General features: G+C 63.6%; 15 protein-coding genes. 7 read left to right on the forward strand and 8 right to left on the reverse strand.

Translation table 11 applies throughout. The annotated features are described in order from the left end of the window. Positions 1-16: 16 nt before the first annotated feature. From RQH14_RS18910 to RQH14_RS18930, 5 genes are all read right to left on the reverse strand, one after another. A complete protein-coding gene (locus tag RQH14_RS18910) occupies positions 17-1420 on the reverse strand; it encodes a GTP-binding protein (protein ID WP_311214672.1) in 1404 nt (467 codons plus the stop codon). After that, complete coding sequence (cysD, locus tag RQH14_RS18915) at positions 1421-2488, reverse strand: sulfate adenylyltransferase subunit CysD (RefSeq protein WP_311214673.1); 1068 nt, start codon at positions 2486-2488, stop codon at positions 1421-1423. Next, positions 2485-3237, reverse strand: coding sequence for a phosphoadenylyl-sulfate reductase (locus RQH14_RS18920; RefSeq protein WP_311214674.1), 753 nt, complete (start codon positions 3235-3237; stop codon positions 2485-2487). Before RQH14_RS18920 ends, cysD begins: the two co-directional genes overlap by 4 nt. Continuing rightward, positions 3234-4976: a nitrite/sulfite reductase gene (locus RQH14_RS18925; protein ID WP_311214675.1), complete on the reverse strand. Its 1743-nt coding sequence runs from the start codon at positions 4974-4976 to the stop codon at positions 3234-3236. The genes RQH14_RS18920 and RQH14_RS18925 overlap by 4 nt, the downstream gene beginning before the upstream one ends. A gap of 153 nt (positions 4977-5129) precedes the next feature. Continuing rightward, positions 5130-5897, reverse strand: coding sequence for a CbiX/SirB N-terminal domain-containing protein (locus RQH14_RS18930; RefSeq protein ID WP_311214676.1), 768 nt, complete (start codon positions 5895-5897; stop codon positions 5130-5132). On the opposite strand from RQH14_RS18930, the gene RQH14_RS18935 reads away from it, so the two are divergent. The 3 genes from RQH14_RS18935 to RQH14_RS18945 all read left to right on the forward strand — a co-directional run bounded on the left by RQH14_RS18935 (position 5898) and on the right by RQH14_RS18945 (position 8244). Then, positions 5898-6569 carry a trimeric intracellular cation channel family protein gene (locus RQH14_RS18935; protein WP_311214677.1) on the forward strand — a complete coding sequence of 224 codons (672 nt, stop codon included), beginning with the start codon at positions 5898-5900 and terminating at the stop codon, positions 6567-6569. Positions 6570-6582: 13 nt separating this feature from the next. Next, positions 6583-7008: a hypothetical protein gene (locus tag RQH14_RS18940; protein WP_311214678.1), complete on the forward strand. Its 426-nt coding sequence runs from the start codon at positions 6583-6585 to the stop codon at positions 7006-7008. Between the two features lie 381 nt (positions 7009-7389). Beyond that, positions 7390-8244: a type IV toxin-antitoxin system AbiEi family antitoxin domain-containing protein gene (locus RQH14_RS18945; RefSeq protein ID WP_311214679.1), complete on the forward strand. Its 855-nt coding sequence runs from the start codon at positions 7390-7392 to the stop codon at positions 8242-8244. A gap of 144 nt (positions 8245-8388) precedes the next feature. Here the strand turns inward: RQH14_RS18945 and RQH14_RS18950 are convergent, their stop codons facing one another. The 3 genes from RQH14_RS18950 to RQH14_RS18960 are packed head-to-tail and all read right to left on the reverse strand — an operon-like array spanning position 8389 to position 11636. Beyond that, positions 8389-9492: a polyprenyl synthetase family protein gene (locus RQH14_RS18950; RefSeq protein ID WP_311214680.1), complete on the reverse strand. Its 1104-nt coding sequence runs from the start codon at positions 9490-9492 to the stop codon at positions 8389-8391. Positions 9493-9501: 9 nt separating this feature from the next. Continuing rightward, positions 9502-10845, reverse strand: coding sequence for a geranylgeranyl reductase family protein (locus RQH14_RS18955; protein ID WP_311214681.1), 1344 nt, complete (start codon positions 10843-10845; stop codon positions 9502-9504). Between the two features lie 29 nt (positions 10846-10874). Then, entirely contained in the window at positions 10875-11636 is a 762-nt protein-coding gene (locus RQH14_RS18960) for a demethylmenaquinone methyltransferase (protein WP_089595934.1), read from the reverse strand. A gap of 91 nt (positions 11637-11727) precedes the next feature. Here RQH14_RS18960 and RQH14_RS18965 point away from each other — a divergent pair, with 91 nt between their 5' ends. The 4 genes from RQH14_RS18965 to RQH14_RS18980 all read left to right on the forward strand — a co-directional run bounded on the left by RQH14_RS18965 (position 11728) and on the right by RQH14_RS18980 (position 15730). Then, a complete protein-coding gene (locus RQH14_RS18965; protein WP_311214682.1) occupies positions 11728-13083 on the forward strand; it encodes an isochorismate synthase in 1356 nt (451 codons plus the stop codon). 158 nt (positions 13084-13241) lie between these two features. Continuing rightward, positions 13242-14039, forward strand: a complete 798-nt coding sequence (locus tag RQH14_RS18970) for an ABC transporter substrate-binding protein (RefSeq protein WP_311214683.1) — start codon at positions 13242-13244, stop codon at positions 14037-14039. Between the two features lie 93 nt (positions 14040-14132). Continuing rightward, entirely contained in the window at positions 14133-14924 is a 792-nt protein-coding gene (locus tag RQH14_RS18975) for an amino acid ABC transporter permease (protein ID WP_024817743.1), read from the forward strand. A gap of 11 nt (positions 14925-14935) precedes the next feature. Beyond that, positions 14936-15730 carry an amino acid ABC transporter ATP-binding protein gene (locus RQH14_RS18980; RefSeq protein WP_311214684.1) on the forward strand — a complete coding sequence of 265 codons (795 nt, stop codon included), beginning with the start codon at positions 14936-14938 and terminating at the stop codon, positions 15728-15730. The last annotated feature ends 304 nt before the right edge of the window (positions 15731-16034 follow it).

Genomic DNA, 16034 nt, shown 5'->3' on the forward strand with positions numbered 1-16034 from the left:
GTGACTACGTGTGACCCTAGATGACGTAACGTTCGTCTTCGTGGTCGCCCGGGTGGTCCTTGACCAGGCCGGCGGCAAGGGTGTTGCCGTCGATGGGGTCGATCACCAGGAAAGCGCCAGTGCGGCGGTGGTGCAGATAGTTCTCCAACGGCAACGGCGCAGACAGACGCAACTGTGCATGTCCGATGTCGTTGAGTTCCAAGTTGGACGCCGGCTCCACGTTGAACGTGGCCAGGTCCAGCTTGCCGGTGACGTTGCGGACCAGCGCCTGAACCGTGCGCGTACCGTGCTTCACCAGGACCTTCTGGCCTTCGCGGAGCGGCTTGGGCGAGAGCCAAGCCAAGGACGCATACAGGTCAGCGGTGCTTTCGCGGACCGTACCGGCAGCGGCGATGGTGTCACCGCGGGCGATGTCGATCTCGTCAGCCAAGCGAACAGCCACCGACTGCGGAGCTGCGGCCTCGTCCAACGACTGGCCGGCAAAGTCGATCCCAATCACCGTGGTGGTGCGCGGTTCGTGGCCCGGGCTGATGACGGATACTTCGTCGCCCACCTTGACCGAGCCCTCGGTGATCTGGCCGGCGTAGGCACGGTAATCGCGGTACGCCTCCACATCCAGCCCGGCAGCAACAGCATCCGGCGCCAGGGCGCCCTGCGGACGGATCACCAGCTGAACCGGGAAGCGGAAGCTCTCCAGTTCGGCCTCAAGCTCGTCAGCAGCCGGGAGGGTTTCCAGGACCTCAAGCAGTGCCGGGCCGGTGTACCAGGGGGTGCGCTCGGAGCGGTCCACCACGTTGTCGCCATCAAGGGCGGACACAGGAACCACCAGCAGGTCAGCAACCCCGTCGGAGCCCAAACCGAGCTCGCGGGCAACCTTCTGCACGTCGGTCTCGATATCGCGGAACACCTGTTCGCTGAAGTCCACCAGGTCGATCTTGTTCACAGCCACAATCACGTGGGCAACGCGCAGCAACTGCAGAACGGACAGGTGACGGCGGGTCTGCTCCAGCACACCCTTGCGGGCGTCAATGAGTACGACGACGGCATCCGCAGTGGACGCGCCGGTCACCGTGTTCTTGGTGTACTGAACGTGGCCGGGGCAGTCCGCCAGGATGAAGCTGCGGCGGTCCGTAGCGAAGTAGCGGTAGGCCACATCGATGGTGATGCCTTGCTCGCGCTCGGCACGCAGGCCGTCGGTCAGGAGGGCGAGGTCGATCCCGCCCTTCTCGCCGCCGAAGCCGCGGTCCGCTGAGGTGCGGGCAACGGCGTCGAGCGTGTCAGCAAGAATCGCCTTGGAATCGTGAAGGAGGCGGCCCACCAGAGTGGACTTGCCGTCGTCCACCGAGCCGGCAGTAGCGAAACGGAAGAGGGTTGTTGGCAGGGCTGTTTCCAGCCCGGCAGCCAGTGTTTCGGTGCTCATTTAGAAGTAGCCGTCCTTCTTGCGGTCTTCCATGGCTGCCTCGGAGATGCGGTCATCTGCTCGGGTGGCGCCACGTTCGGTCAGGGTGGAGGCAGCGACTTCAACAACGACGTCGGCCACGGTGCGGGCATCGGATTCCACAGCACCTGTGCAGGACATGTCGCCCACCGTGCGGTAGCGCACCAGTTTGGTGATGACATCCTCGTGAGGCAGCGGCTGGGATACCTCGCCCACCGCGCGCCACATGCCGTCGCGGGCGAAAACTTCGCGCTCGTGGGCGTAGTAGAGGCCGGGGAGCTCGATGTTCTCGCGCTCGATGTAGCGCCAGATGTCCAGCTCGGTCCAGTTGCTGATGGGGAACGCGCGGACATGCTGGCCCACCGTGTGGCGGCCGTTGTACAGGTTCCACAGCTCGGGGCGCTGGTTGCGCGGATCCCACTGGCCGAACTCGTCACGGAGGCTCAGGATGCGCTCCTTGGCGCGGGCCTTGTCCTCGTCACGGCGGCCTCCGCCGAAGACGGCGTCGAACTTGTTGCGCTGGATGGCGTCCAACAGCGGCACGGTCTGTAACGGGTTGCGGGTGCCATCAGCGCGCTCTGCCAGCTCGCCGCGGTCGATGAACTCCTGGACGGAGCCAACAACCAGCTTCAGGCCCAAGCGCTCCACTGTACGGTTGCGGAAATCGATGACCTCAGGGAAATTGTGGCCAGTGTCCACGTGCAGGACGGGGAACGGAACCTTGCCCGGCCAAAACGCCTTGGTGGCCAGGTGCAGCATGACCACGGAGTCCTTGCCGCCGGAGAACAGCAGCGCAGGCTTTTCGAACTCGGCAACAACCTCGCGGATGATGTGAATGGCCTCGGACTCGAGGGTGTCCAGTGACGAAAGGCGAGTCGACTGCAGAGCCGAAGCAGCAGATGCCGCCCCGGGAGTGGACGTAACGCCGAATGCCGCCCCCGCCCCTTCGCCGCGCGGCTGATCTTCGATCAGCCCAGCTCGCGGCTCCGACAGGCCCGATGCCACTCCCTGGGCGGCATCCGGCGTTGCGTTGGTTGTGTAAGTGCTCATGTGTGTAGTCCGCATTCTGTCTTGTCGGAACCTGCCCAGCGGCCGGCGCGGGGGTCTTCACCCGGGGCCACTTTGCGGGTGCAGGGCTGGCAGCCGATGGACGGGTAGCCCTGGCTCAGGAGGGGGTTGACGGGAAGGATGTTGTCCTCGGAGTACTCGATCAGCTGATCGAAGGTCCAATCGACCATCGGGTTCACCTTGACCAGGCCGAAGCCCTCATCCCAAGTGACCACCGGTGTGTTGGTACGTGTGGGTCCCTCGTCGCGGCGGACACCGGTGAACCACACCTCGTAGCCGGCCAGCGAGCGGCGCAGGGGCTGGACCTTGCGCAGTGCACAGCACTGGGCGGGGTCGCGGGCGAACAGGTCCTTGCCCAGGAGGCGGTCCTGCTGCTCCACGGTGCTTTCCGGAAGGACGTCCACCACGTTGACGCGGAGGTTCGCTGCGACTTCGTCGCGCGTCTCGTACGTTTCCTTGAAGTGGTAGCCGGTTTCCAGGAACAAGACGTCGACGCCGGGGAGCTGGTCCGCGACCAAAGCCGGCAGGACGGCGTCGGCCATGGAGCAGGCGACCGTCACCGTGGGCAGCTCGAAGTTGCGGGCTACCCAGGCGATGATGTCCGAGGCAGGGGCGTTCCAGCCAAGCTCAGCGGCGCCTTGTTCAGCAAGGGCCTTGAGCTCCTCATGGGACCGCAGCGCCGGACGGGCTGCTGCGCTGGCGAGGTTGGTAATGGTGACGGGGTCTGTCATTGGAGGTCTCCTTCATCGGCGGAGTGTGCCCACTCAGCGAAGGTCTGGCCCTCAGCGCCAACGGCGACGAACTTACGGACCACACGCTCCACATAGTCGGGCAGGTCATCCACGGTGACCTTGAGGCCGCGGACCGTACGTCCCAAACCGGCTTCCTCGCGCTCGTTGTTCGCCAGCCCGCCGCCAAGGTGGACCTGGAAACCCGGGGTGGGGTCGCCGTCGGGCGTTGGCAGCATCATGCCCTTCAGGCCGATATCGGCCGTCTGGATGCGTGCGCAGGAGTTGGGGCAACCGTTGATGTGGAGGGACAGTGCCGACGGCAGTTGCTTGGACTCCACGAGGTCGGCCAGGCGGCGTTCCAGTTCAGCGATGGCCGTAGCAGCCGTGACCTTGGTTTCCACGATGGCCAGCTTGCAATACTCGATGCCCGTGCAGGCAATGGTGCCGCGGCGGAACACGGACGGACGGGCGGAGAGGCCCAAGGTGTCCAGTTCGGCTATGAGGGGCTCCACATGCTCCTTGGCCACATCCAGGATGACCAGCTTCTGGTGAGGAGTAGTGCGCAGACGGTAGCTGCCGTGCTTCTCCAGGGTGTCCGCCAGCGTGACAAGTGCCTCGCCGGAGGTGCGGCCCACAGTGGGGGTCACGCCAATGAAGTACTTGCCGTCCTTCTGCTCGTGTACGCCGATGTGGTCGCCGGGAGCCGTGGGCTTGGGAGCAGCGGGGCCGTCGGGAAGCTTGAAGCCGAGGTACTCGTCCTCCAGGATCTGGCGGAACTTGGCCGGACCCCAGTCGTTCATGAGGAACTTCAGGCGGGCCTTGGTGCGCATGCGGCGGTAGCCGTAGTCGCGGAAGATGCTGGTGACGCCCAGCCATACTTCAGCGGCGACATCGGCGGAGACGAACACACCGAGGCGTTCGGCCAGGCGCGGGTTGGTGGAGAGGCCGCCACCAACCCAGAGGTCGTAGCCGACGCCAAGCTCAGGGTGGACGACGCCCACCAAGGCGAAGTCGTTGATCTCGTGAACGACGTCCTGGGACGGGTGTCCCGTGATGGCGGTCTTGTATTTGCGCGGCAGGTTGGCCAGTTCGGGGTCGCCGATGAACCGTTCGGCGAGCTCATGGATCAGCGGCGTGGGGTCGATGATCTCGTCTTTGGCGATGCCCGCAACGGGGGAACCGAGGATGACGCGGGGAACGTCGCCGCAGGCCTCGGTGGTGGACAACCCGATGCCCTCGAGGCGGCGCCAGATTTCGGGCACGTCTTCGACGCGGATCCAGTGCAGCTGGATGTTCTGGCGGTCCGTGAGGTCGGCTGAGCCGCGGGCGAAGTCCACGGAAATCTGTCCGATGACGCGCAGCTGTTCGGTGGTCAGCGCACCGCCGTCGATGCGCACGCGCAGCATGAAGTACTTGTCTTCGAGCTCGTGCGGTTCAAGCGTTGCGGTCTTGCCGCCGTCGATCCCGGGCTTGCGCTGGGTGTAGAGGCCCCACCAACGGAAGCGGCCGTGAAGGTCCGTTCCGTCGATCGAATCGAAGCCCTCTTTGGAATAGACAGACTCAATGCGCTCACGGACATTCAGGCCGTTGTCTTCCTGTTTCCAGGTTTCGTTGGCATTCAGTGGCGCGGTGCCGTCAACCTTCCACTGGCCGTGGGGCTTGGCGGCAGGGCGGGTGCGCGCCGGACGCGAGGGAACTGCGGTGTCCGAGGACGCACCGGCTACAGCTGTATCTGTCATACATCGACTGTAGGTCTGGCCAGATTTCGCCAGCAAAGGTCCGGAAATGCTAAGTCACCTAGGGAAACATTTCGTCACGAACACGCCAGCGGCCTTGTCCGGAGGGCCTGTTTTGTGCAGGTCAATTTGGCCCCTTTTCCGCGTGGATAAAGGTTAGGAGAGCCTTTCCAACACTGCGTCGTACCGCTCCAGCGCAATCTCCGCGAGCACGTTGGACGGCAGCAACGGAGCCGCAACAACGTCCGCGCCGGCCTTCGCCAACTGATCGTGGAAATAACCTGTTGCCAAGAGGTACGAGGCAATGAAGACCCTGCCTGTCCCGCCATCCGCGGCGAGTTCGGCACGCAAGGAGGCGACGCCGTCGGGCACTGTTGGCTGGGCGCTGGCACCATAGGCCACCCGCACCTTGTTCGGCAGCAGCTCGGCGAGCAGTCGCGCTTGCTCTTCCGAATCAACCGAGCCGTCCGGAAGGGACGATCCCGCGGCAGCCAGCAGGACGCCGTCGTGCTCCTGCAGCCCCGCCGCGCGCAAGTGCGTAGCCAGCAGCTCAGCGAGCCGCGGGTCCGGACCCAACGGCCTGGCAGCCACAACCTCGGGGCGCGTCTTGATGGCCTTGGGCACGTCCACCTTGATGTGGAAGCCGGTGGAAAGCAAAAGCGGTACGACGACGGCGGCAGTCCCCTCGGGCAGGCCCTCCACCACGCCGCCCAGCTCGGGTTCCTGGACGTCGACGTACGCCTCAACCACGCGCAACCCGGGACGGAGGGCTTCAATTTCCGCCATCACGCGACGGATGGCGGCCTGCCCTTCAGCGTTCCGGGTTCCGTGGGCGCAAGCGATCAAAACGGGGCTGTTCATGGGAGCTAGCGTAACGTTGAGCCAGCATCTATTGAGAGTCGTATCCAGAAAGAACCCGTCCACTTGATTTCCATCGACATCGTCCTCCTTTGGCTTGACCTGGTTGGCGTGTTCTTCTTCGCGGTCTCGGGATCCCTGCTGGCTGCCCGCAAACAGTTCGACATCGTTGGCTCCGTGCTTTTGGGCTCCATTGTTGCCCTTGGTGGCGGAGTGATCCGCGACATCGTCATCAACGCCGGTCCCCCGATTGCCTTCACGAATCCGGCCTACCTTGCTCCCCCGCTGCTCGCTGCGATGCTGGTCTACTTCCTGTTCTCCTCGGTCCAGCGCTTCACGTCCCTGTTAACACTGTTCGACGCCGGTGGGCTGGCTCTGTTCTGCATCACCGGAACGCTCAAGGCCCTGACTGCCGGCATGAACCCCGTGGCCGCGATCCTGCTCGGTGTCACCACCGCGGTGGGCGGCGGCCTGCTGCGGGACATTACGGCGAACGAAGTTCCTACGCTGTTTAATGCCCGCGATCTCTATGCGCTCCCGGCGTTTGTGGGGGCAGGCCTCACCACGCTCCTCTGGCATCTGGGTACCTTCACGGGACTCACTGCGTGCGTTGTGGCAGCGGTTGTTTTCGCCTTCCGCGTGACGGCCTGGCGACGCAGCTGGCACGTACCGCTGGCCGTTCGTGGCTGGCACCGCCCCGGCGCCGGCCCGGGCGCAATTTCGGGTGCCCGGGATTAGCTAGGATAAGAGCATGACTGACATGTTCCTCGAGAAGTTCCGCGCGCTGGTCCCAAAGTATCTCGAGGATGAATGGCAGGAAGAAGATGGCCTCACGCCCGACGAACTGGACGATGCCCTCTCCGATCACTCCTTCACCATCCCGCTGGTCCTGCGCGAGTTCTACCTGGCAATCGGCGGCTGCGAGGACCTCATGGAGGCCTACCACTACTTCTGGGATCCCGAGGAACTCGAGGTGGACGACGAAGGCTTCCTCATGTTCCTCGAGGACGAGGAAGAGCAGTTCACCTGGGGCTTCCGCACCGCTGATCTCGGCATCCCGGACCCGATCGTCTGGCGCCGCAACAACGCCCGCGGCCAGTGGAAGAGCGAGGAAGGCACGTTCTCCGAGTTCGCGTTCGACATGTTTGAGTGGGCCTTCAACGACGACGAAGACTAATTTCCCAGCCCTCGTGGCTTCCTGACCCTGTTGTAACTGCTTTCAGCCCTTATGCAACCTTTATTGATTGCCTAGGGGCTGTTTTGCGTTCAAAGAAGGTCACGAAGCTACTGGTTTTGAGGTTAAACGGAATGGCCCCGGCTCGCTGCAGCGTTACGAGTCATACGCTGCACCGAACCGGGACCACAATCTCCGTTCGCATCAGACCCACCGGAGGCATTTAGTGGATCCGTGAATAGCTTATGACAATCCTGTCATAAGCGCAACTCTTGAGGTCAATGAGAATTCAAGCATCTCCGTCCTCTTTACGGCGCTGTGGAGTTATCCACATAAGCCGACAAGTATGCGTTGAGCAGCCTCCAACATCGCGACCATGGCTTGATGGACATCACAGACTTCCTTCTATCCAGACACGGTGCTGCCAGGACCGCTGACTTGCAGCGCGCAGGCTTCTCCGAGAGAACTCTGGCAACAGCTGTGGGTTCCGGGATGATCATCCGGCCGCAGCGAGGCGTCTATGTCGCCAAGGGAGCAGACCCCGACGTCGTCGCCGCCTTTCGCGCAAACGGTCGCCTCACGTGCATCTCGGCAGCCAGGTTCTACGGCCTTTGGATTCTTCGCCAACCGGAGGCTGTACACCTAAGCTGCGGGAACGGACTGCCCAATCCCGCAATTGTCGACCATGCCTCCGGGACCCATCCGGAGCATCCCTACCTACCTGTTGCCGGCGTTGCAGACGTATTGATGCACGCACTCCGTTGCCGGCCGGAACTGGAGTCTCTGGTCATGGTGCAGAGCGCTGTTAGTCAGGCATTACTCAGCCCGGGCTACCTGAGGTCCAAGCTGTCGGGTCCCCGCAATGGCCGGGCGCGGGCTGTTCTGGGATTGGTCCTTCCCAGGGCAGACTCATTGCTGGAAGTTTTGGCGCATGTCCACTTCGCCAGGGCAGGACTGAAGGTAAAGATGCACGTGCAGCTACCCGGCGTCGGTGAAGTCGACTGCCTCATCAACGATTGCCTGGTGATCGAGCTGGACGGCGGCACTCACTTGGAAGGCAGGCAAGTGAAAAAGGACCAGTACCGGAACAATGCCAGCATCCGAGGCGGACTTCTCGTCCTTCGCTATTACTACTCCGACGTCGTCTACCACCCGGGGAAGATGGTGGCCGAAGTGCTCGCAGTCCTGGGCAACAGGGACGCCGGCCACTTCGGACCGTCGCGCTGGACGCCAAAGTGAGTACCGGCGTCGTCATTCCAACGGATGCCGTGGCGTCCTGACCTTCCTTGGAAAGAGAACAGCCGCTATGCAACCTAAAAAGGATGCATAGCGGCCAACATAGCCTCAAACAGGGTCAGGAAGTCACAACCCAAGCAGAAAAACTTAGCTGCTGCGGTCCACCACGGCATGCGCGAAGTTGGTCAGCGAGGACTTCACCACACCCTCGGGCAGCGGGGCCAAGGCAGCAACGGCCTCGGCGGACCACTGGCGGGCGATCTTCCAGGACTCGTTGGTAACGGGGTGCTCGCGCAGGCCGGCCACGGCCTCAGCCAGGGCGGCGTCGGAGGACAGGTCGCCGTCGATCAATTCCAGGAGAGCACTGGCCGAGGCATCCCCCGCAGCGGCGTCGCGGCGGAGCAGCAGCACAGGCAGAGTGGGAACGCCTTCACGGAGGTCGGTGCCCGGGGACTTGCCGGACTTGACCTTCACACCGGTGACATCAATGACGTCGTCGGCGAGCTGGAAGGCAACGCCCACCTTCTCGCCGTACTCCACCAGCAGGTCCTCGTAGGCTTCGTCAGCGCCGGCAAAGATCGCACCCAGTTGCCCGGATGCGGCCACCAAGGAGCCGGTCTTGTCCGCGATGACGGACAGGTAGTGCTCCACGGGATCTTCGTCTTCGCGCGGTCCCACGGTTTCGTGGAGCTGGCCGAGGCACAGGCGTTCGAAGGTTCGTGCCTGGATGCCCAAAGCGCGGGAGCCGAGCTCGGAGACCAGGATGGAAGCGCGGGCGAAGATGAGGTCACCAGTGAGGATGGCCACCGAGTTGCCCCACACTTCATGGGCCGTGGGAGCGCCGCGGCGGAAGGGAGCGGAGTCCATCACGTCATCGTGGTAGAGCGTTGCCAAGTGGGTCAGCTCAACCACCACCGCTGCCTGGACAACCTCGGGACGTGAAGCATCGCCAAGGTGGGCACACAGCAAAGTGAGCAGCGGACGGATGCGCTTGCCTCCGGCTTCCACCAGGTGACGGGACGTCGCATCAGCCAAGGGGTCCGAGTTGGAGATGGCTTCGCGAAGCTTCTTCTCCACCCGGGCAAGGTTGGTGGTGATGGCAGGACCGAGTTCGGCGTCACCGGCAATGGCGGCGAAACCGGCGGGCAGCTGAAGTCCCGTTGCGATCGCGGTGGTGTTGGGAGCAGGCTCAACAGAGTCCGGCAGGCCGTGACCGGCATGCGTCCAGCTGTGTTCGGCAGAGTTCGTCACGGGTTAACCCTAACTAGTTGGTGCGGAAACCGCGGTGTCGGTGCCTGCCGGCGTCATCGCACGGGCAGAGGAAGTGTTGGAGGTGGCCGGAACCAGCATTTCGAGGACCCGGATCACGCGGTCTTCGAAGCCCTTCGCGGCGGGGTCCGTGAGGTTGGCGAGCATGCGGACCACGAAGCGCATCAGCACAGGAATGGGCATCCCCGTGCGAAGCGCCAGCTTCATCACGGCAGGCTTGCCGATCAGGAAAGCGAAGGCACGCCCCAGCGTGAAGTGCGATCCCCACTGGTCCCGCACATAGTCCGCGTACCGCGAGAGGTGTGCGTCGGCGTCGTGCGTTGACCAATCGGCTGAAGCCGAACGCGCGGCACCGTCGATCAGGAACTCTGCCGCGAACCGCGCGGACTCCATGGCGTAGGAGATACCTTCGCCGTTGAACGGGGACACCATGCCGCCGGCGTCGCCCAGCAGGAGCAGCCCGGGTGAGTAGTGCGGGGTGCGGTTGAAACCCATGGGCAGCGCGGCGCCACGGATCTCCCCCACCTGGTTTTCAGGGGTGAAGCCCCATTCAGTGGGCATGCCGGAGGTCCATTCGCGCAGGACCTGCTTGTAGTCGAGCTTGCCGAATTCCTTGGAGGAGTTCAGGATGCCGAGGCCCACGTTGGAAGTGCCGTCGCCAACACCGAAGACCCAGCCGTAACCGGGCAGCGGCTTGCCGGATTTACCCGGCAGTTCCAGCCAGCCTTCCATCCAGTCGTCGTCATGGCGGGGGGACGTGAAGTAGGTTCGCACGGCGACGCCCAACGGACGGTCGTCGCGCTTGTGCATCCCAAGCGACACGGCGGTTCGCGTCGAGTTGCCATCCGCAGCGAGGACGACATCGGCGTGGAAGTCGCGCGTTTCACCCGTCTTGCGTCCGGACTCGTCAAGGATGGACGCCCGTGCGCCGATGACGCGACCGTCGTCGGCGGTCAAAGCGGAGGTGACGCTGTGGCGTTCAAGCACGACGGCGCCCGCGGCCTCGGCGTGGCGGGCCAACGATTCGTCGAAGCCAAGCCGCGTACGGATCAGGCCATACGTGGGAAAGTCGGAAACCTCGGGCCAAGGCAGTTCAATGGTGCGACCGCCGGCGATGAGGCGGAGGCCCTTGTTTCGGCGCCACCCGTCCTCCACAGCATGGGACAACCCAAGCTTCTGGATCTCGCGGACGGCCCGGGGGGTGAGGCCGTCGCCGCACACTTTCTCACGCGGGAAAGAGGTCTTCTCCAGCACCGTGACGTCGATGCCCGCCTGGGCGAGGTAATACGCGGCGGTGGACCCGGCCGGGCCCGCGCCAACAATCAGTACTTTCACGTCGTCCTAAATCAGCAGGCGGTACGGGGTCAGCCGGCCTGTTGGCGCGGCTTGATCTGGCGGCGAAGCTTGGCCACGGGAACACTTTCGCGGTGCTCGGCGGGCTTCTGTGCACGGTGCACGGCGACAATGCCGCCGCTGAGGTTGCGGTAAGTGATGTCGGTCCAGCCGGCGTCGCTGAGCCACTGGGCCAGGTGGTCCTGGTCCGGCCAGGCACGGATGGACTCGGCCAGGTACACGTAGGCGTCCGGGTTGGAGGACACCTTGGTGGCGATGGCCGGGAGCGCACGCATGAGGTACTCGGTGTAGAGGTTGCGCCACAGCGGCACTACGGGGTGCGAGAACTCGGCAATGACCAGACGACCGCCGGGCTTGGTGACTCGCAGCATTTCCTCGAGGGCCTTGCGCGGTTCAACGACGTTGCGCAGGCCGAAGGAGATGGTGGAAGCGTCGAAGCTGTTGTCCGCGAACGGCAGGTTGGTGGCGTCACCGGCGATGAAGTCGATATCCGGGCGGCGGCGCTTGCCGACTTTGAGCATGCCCAAGGAGAAGTCGCAGGCCACCACGTCCACGCCGGCGTCTGCATAGGGTTCGCTGGAGGTTCCGGTGCCGGCAGCGAGGTCCAAGACCTTCTGGCCAACCTTCACGTCCACGGCATCAACCACGATCCGGCGCCAACGCCGTGTCTGCCCCATGGACAGGACATCATTGACGACATCGTATTTTGGGGCGACATCATCAAACATCGTCGCAACTTCGTCCGGACGCTTTTCCAAGGATGCTCGGTTCACCCTGTAATTGTCTCAGACATTCAGCCGACTTTGCTGCGCTGTAGAAGTCGGCTCAGATTCTGGTTGTCCTCGGGAGTACTGTTGTTCCATCATGACGAGCACGCTCCGCACCTTGACAGTCCCCCTCGATGTTGAATCATCCTCCGGGGGGCTGCCGTCGTTTCTGGTGCGGGACGACGTTCTTTGCTGGTCCCGCCGCGAGGCCGGACTGGTGGGTTACGGCGAGCTGACCCGCTTCAACGCCACCGGGCCAGAACGCTTCCTTGAGGCCGATATCTGGTGGCGGCACCTCATTCTTGAGGCAGAAATCACTGATCACGTGGAACTTCCGGGCACCGGGCCTGTGGCTTTCGGCTCGTTCGCCTTCTCCAAAACCTCCCCGCATGTGTCCCGTTTGATCCTCCCGGAGCTGGTGGTGGGGATCCGCGATGGCCGCGCCTGGGCGACCCAGTTAACGTTCGACGACGACCCCCTCACCGAAGCGGGCGTCCTCGCCTCCGTGCACCGCTGGCTGACTGAACCGGAACCGAACGGTGAGGATTCAGCGGCAGGAAGCTCCGACGTCGTGCCCTCAGCTGAGGCCGTTGCCGCTGACGGTTCCGCCGGCCACCTCAGCCATGGTTCCCTCAGCGAGGCCGCCTGGATGCAGGCAGTGTCCAACGGCGTGGAGGAGATCCGCGCCGGGAAACTGGAGAAGTTGGTGTTGGCGCGCGACGTCGTCGCGAACCTTCCGGAGGGCGTCAACGCTGCGGAGGTACTTCGCCAACTCGCCGCAAGGTACCGCGAATGCTGGACGTACGGCGTGGACGGCCTGGTGGGCGCAACGCCTGAAATGCTGATTCAGGTGGAGGGCCGCACCGCGCAAGCCCGCGTGCTGGCAGGAACCCTGGATCGACGTGATGCTGACGGCATGGACGGTTCCCCCATGGAATATGCGGAGCGCGTCCTGGCTGGATCCGAGAAGCAGCGGCATGAGCACGAGATCGCGATCGATTCCCTGACGCGTCAGCTTGCACCCTTCTCCGAGGCGATGAATTCGCACAGCGAACCTTTCATTCTTGAGCTGCCCAACGTGTGGCATCTGGCCTCGGACGTGAAGGCGGAGTTGGCGGACATCGAGGGGCACGTGCCCACGTGTCTGGCCCTGATCAATGCGCTGCATCCCACGGCCGCGGTGTGCGGAACCCCGACGCTGGTTGCCGGTGCGTTGATCCGAAAATTGGAGCATTTGGACCGCGGCCCGTATGCCGGACCGGTCGGTTGGCTCGACGCCGCCGGCAATGGCGAGTGGGGTATCGCGCTTCGCGGTGCGGTGATCGAGGACGCCAATACGGTGCGCCTGTATGCCGGGTGCGGCATCGTCGAGGGCTCGCAGCCCGAGGCCGAACTGGCGGAAACATGGGCGAAGTTCCGGCCGATGCTCGAAGCCTTGGGAATTCGTCGCTGAATCTGGGATTCCAGACAGGGCTTCTGCTTTGGTGGTTGATAAGTGCGTAAACTAGTTATCCAATAGTGAAACTTAGTTTCCTGTGATGCACATCTCACGTTCGGCGCTACACTAAAACCGACTCAGTTCAGCATCCACCGCAACAAAAGGTAAACAACATGCAGATCTCCCGTTCGGTTCTGTCCGGCACCAAGATTGCCGCCGTGCTCGCAGCCGGCGCACTGGCCCTCACCGCCTGCGGTGGCTCGTCCACCCCGGCTGCCACGGATGCCTCCGGCCTGAAGCTCATCAACGCCGGCAAGCTCACGGTGTGCTCGGACGTTCCCTACGAGCCCTTCGAATTCCAGAAGGACGGCAAGATCGTAGGCTTCGACATGGACATCGCCGCCGAGATCGCCAAGGACGTCAAGGCCGAACTCAACGTGGTGGACAGCTCCTTCGAAGCCATCGAGACCGGCACCGCACTGACCGGTTGCGACGTCTCCATCTCCTCGATCTCCATCACCGATGTCCGCAAGAGCGTCATGGACTTCTCCACCCCTTACCTGGATGACGACCTGACCCTCGTAGCCACCTCGTCCTCCGGCATCAGCAACATCGACGGTGCCAAGGGCAAGAAGGTTGGCGTCCAGCAGGCCACCACCGGCGCCCAGTACGCCAAGGACAAGGGAATCGACGCCCAGCAGTTCGAAGACTCCGGCCTCCTGGTCCAGGCCCTCAAGGCCGGCACCATCGATGCCGCAGTCGGTAACCAGTCAGTGCTTGGCTACGCCATCAAGGACGATTCCAACCTCAAGCGCGTTGAAGACTACGCAACGGGCGAGAAGCTGGGCATCTCCATCAAGAAGGGCAACACCGCCATGGCGGACGCCGTGAACGCCACGCTCAAGCGCATCACCGATGACGGCACCCTGAAGAAGTTCGAGACCACCTGGTTCGGCGAAGCCACCAAGTAGTCCGAGCCCCGGCTCCCCCAGATCCACGCAGGCGGGCCCCGAAACGATACGTTGTTTCGGGGCCCACCTGCGCAACATGAATGTGAGAACACCATGGCAATGACTGCACGTCAACGAGCCAAAGTCAGTTTGTACGTCCAGGCCGGAATCTTCGTCGTGGCCGTGGCCGCAGTGATCCTTGCTGTGGACTGGAAGACCATTGGCACCAGCGTCTTCAACTTCTCCAAAATCGGGCCGATGTTCCCGGATATCTTCCTGGTGGGCCTCAAGAACACCCTCATCTACACAGCGCTGGCTTTTGTGGTGGGTTTGTCAGGCGGTCTTCTGCTTGCCCTGATGAAGCTCTCCTCCTTCCCGCTGTACCGCTGGCTCGCAACGGGGTACATCGAGTTCTTCCGCGGCGTTCCCGCCCTGCTGGTCTTCATTGCCTTCGGCTACGGTGTTCCGCTGGCGTTCGGCGTGCAGTGGGACGTCAACATCGTGGTCATGGTGTCGCTGGGCATGGTGGCTTCGGCTTACATCGCTGAAACCCTCCGCGCCGGCTTGCAGGCTGTTCCCAAGGGCCAGATGGAGGCAGCCCGTTCGCTGGGTATGCCGCACTGGCGGGCCATGATCTCAATCGTCATCCCCCAGGCCTTCAAGATCGTCCTGCCGCCGTTGACCAACGAGATCATCCTGCTCACCAAGGACTCCTCTTTGATCTACGTCCTGGGCCTCACCGCGTCCCAGTACGAGCTCACCAAGTTCGGGCGCGACGGCATCTCCAGCCTCGGGGCCGGCCTGACGCCGCTGCTCGTCGCCGGTGCCTTCTACCTGGTCATCACCATCCCCTTGAGCCTCCTGGCACGGAAGTTCGAAAGCCGCTCCGCGCGGACGAAGCGATAGGCAGGACAGTCATGAATAACTCCACTGGGAGCACGTCCAGCGTTCGCGCTGCGGGCGTCGACATCAAGGATCTTCGCAAGTCCTACGGCAGCAACGAGGTCCTCAAAGGTATCTCGCTGACCGTTGAACCGGGCCAGGTAGTTTGCCTCATCGGGCCCTCGGGCTCCGGCAAGTCCACCCTCCTTCGCTGCGTCAACCTGCTCGAGCAGCCGAACGCCGGCACCATCAACGTGGGCAAGTTCGAGGCCACCGATCCCGACGTAGACCTCAACAAGATGCGCCAAAGCGTTGGAATGGTGTTCCAGCACTTCAACCTGTTCCCGCACCTCAGCGTCCTGGACAACTGCACCATCTCGCAGATGAAGGTCCTCAAGCGTTCCAAGTCCGAGGCCTCGGACGTGGCGCGCCACAACCTGGAGCGCGTTGGCCTGGGACACCTCGCCGACCGCTTCCCGGACCAGCTCTCCGGTGGCCAGCAGCAGCGTGTGGCTATTGCACGCGCGCTGTCCATGGACCCGCAGCTCATGCTTTTCGATGAGCCCACCTCTGCCCTCGACCCCGAAACCGTGGGCGATGTCCTGGCCGTCATGCGCAAGCTGGCCCAGGAAGGCATGACCATGCTGGTGGTCACCCACGAGATGGGCTTCGCACGGGAAGTGGCCGACCGCGTGGTCTTCATGGACGCCGGTGTCGTGGTGGAAGAAGGGCCGGCGGAAAACGTCATCAGCGCCCCCACCCAGCCCCGCACCAAGGAATTCCTGCGCCGCGTCCTGGACCCCACGCACATTGGTGTCGAGGAAGCCTAGCTCCATCGCTTTGCTCCGCTGACGGGCGGGCGGCACTCCTTTGTGGGTGGTGCCCGCCCGTTTTGCGTTGGGTCGGTTCTTGCTTGCCGTGCGCCCGTTTCCGCCCGGTGCGCCCCTTCGCGCACTTCGCACCAGAGCTTACGGACGCGATCGGCGGCAACAGTAGCGACCAACCCACACCAACCCACGAACTCACAACCCGCACCCGCCTGCGCACCCGTTTCCGCCCCGCGCACCACTGGTTCACCGGCGACGCACCCCTTCGCGCACTTCGCACCAGAGCTTACGGGCGCGATCGGCGGCA

It is taken from the genome of Arthrobacter sp. WCS2018Hpa-7, assembly GCF_031843805.1.
Lineage (GTDB): Bacteria > Actinomycetota > Actinomycetes > Actinomycetales > Micrococcaceae > Arthrobacter.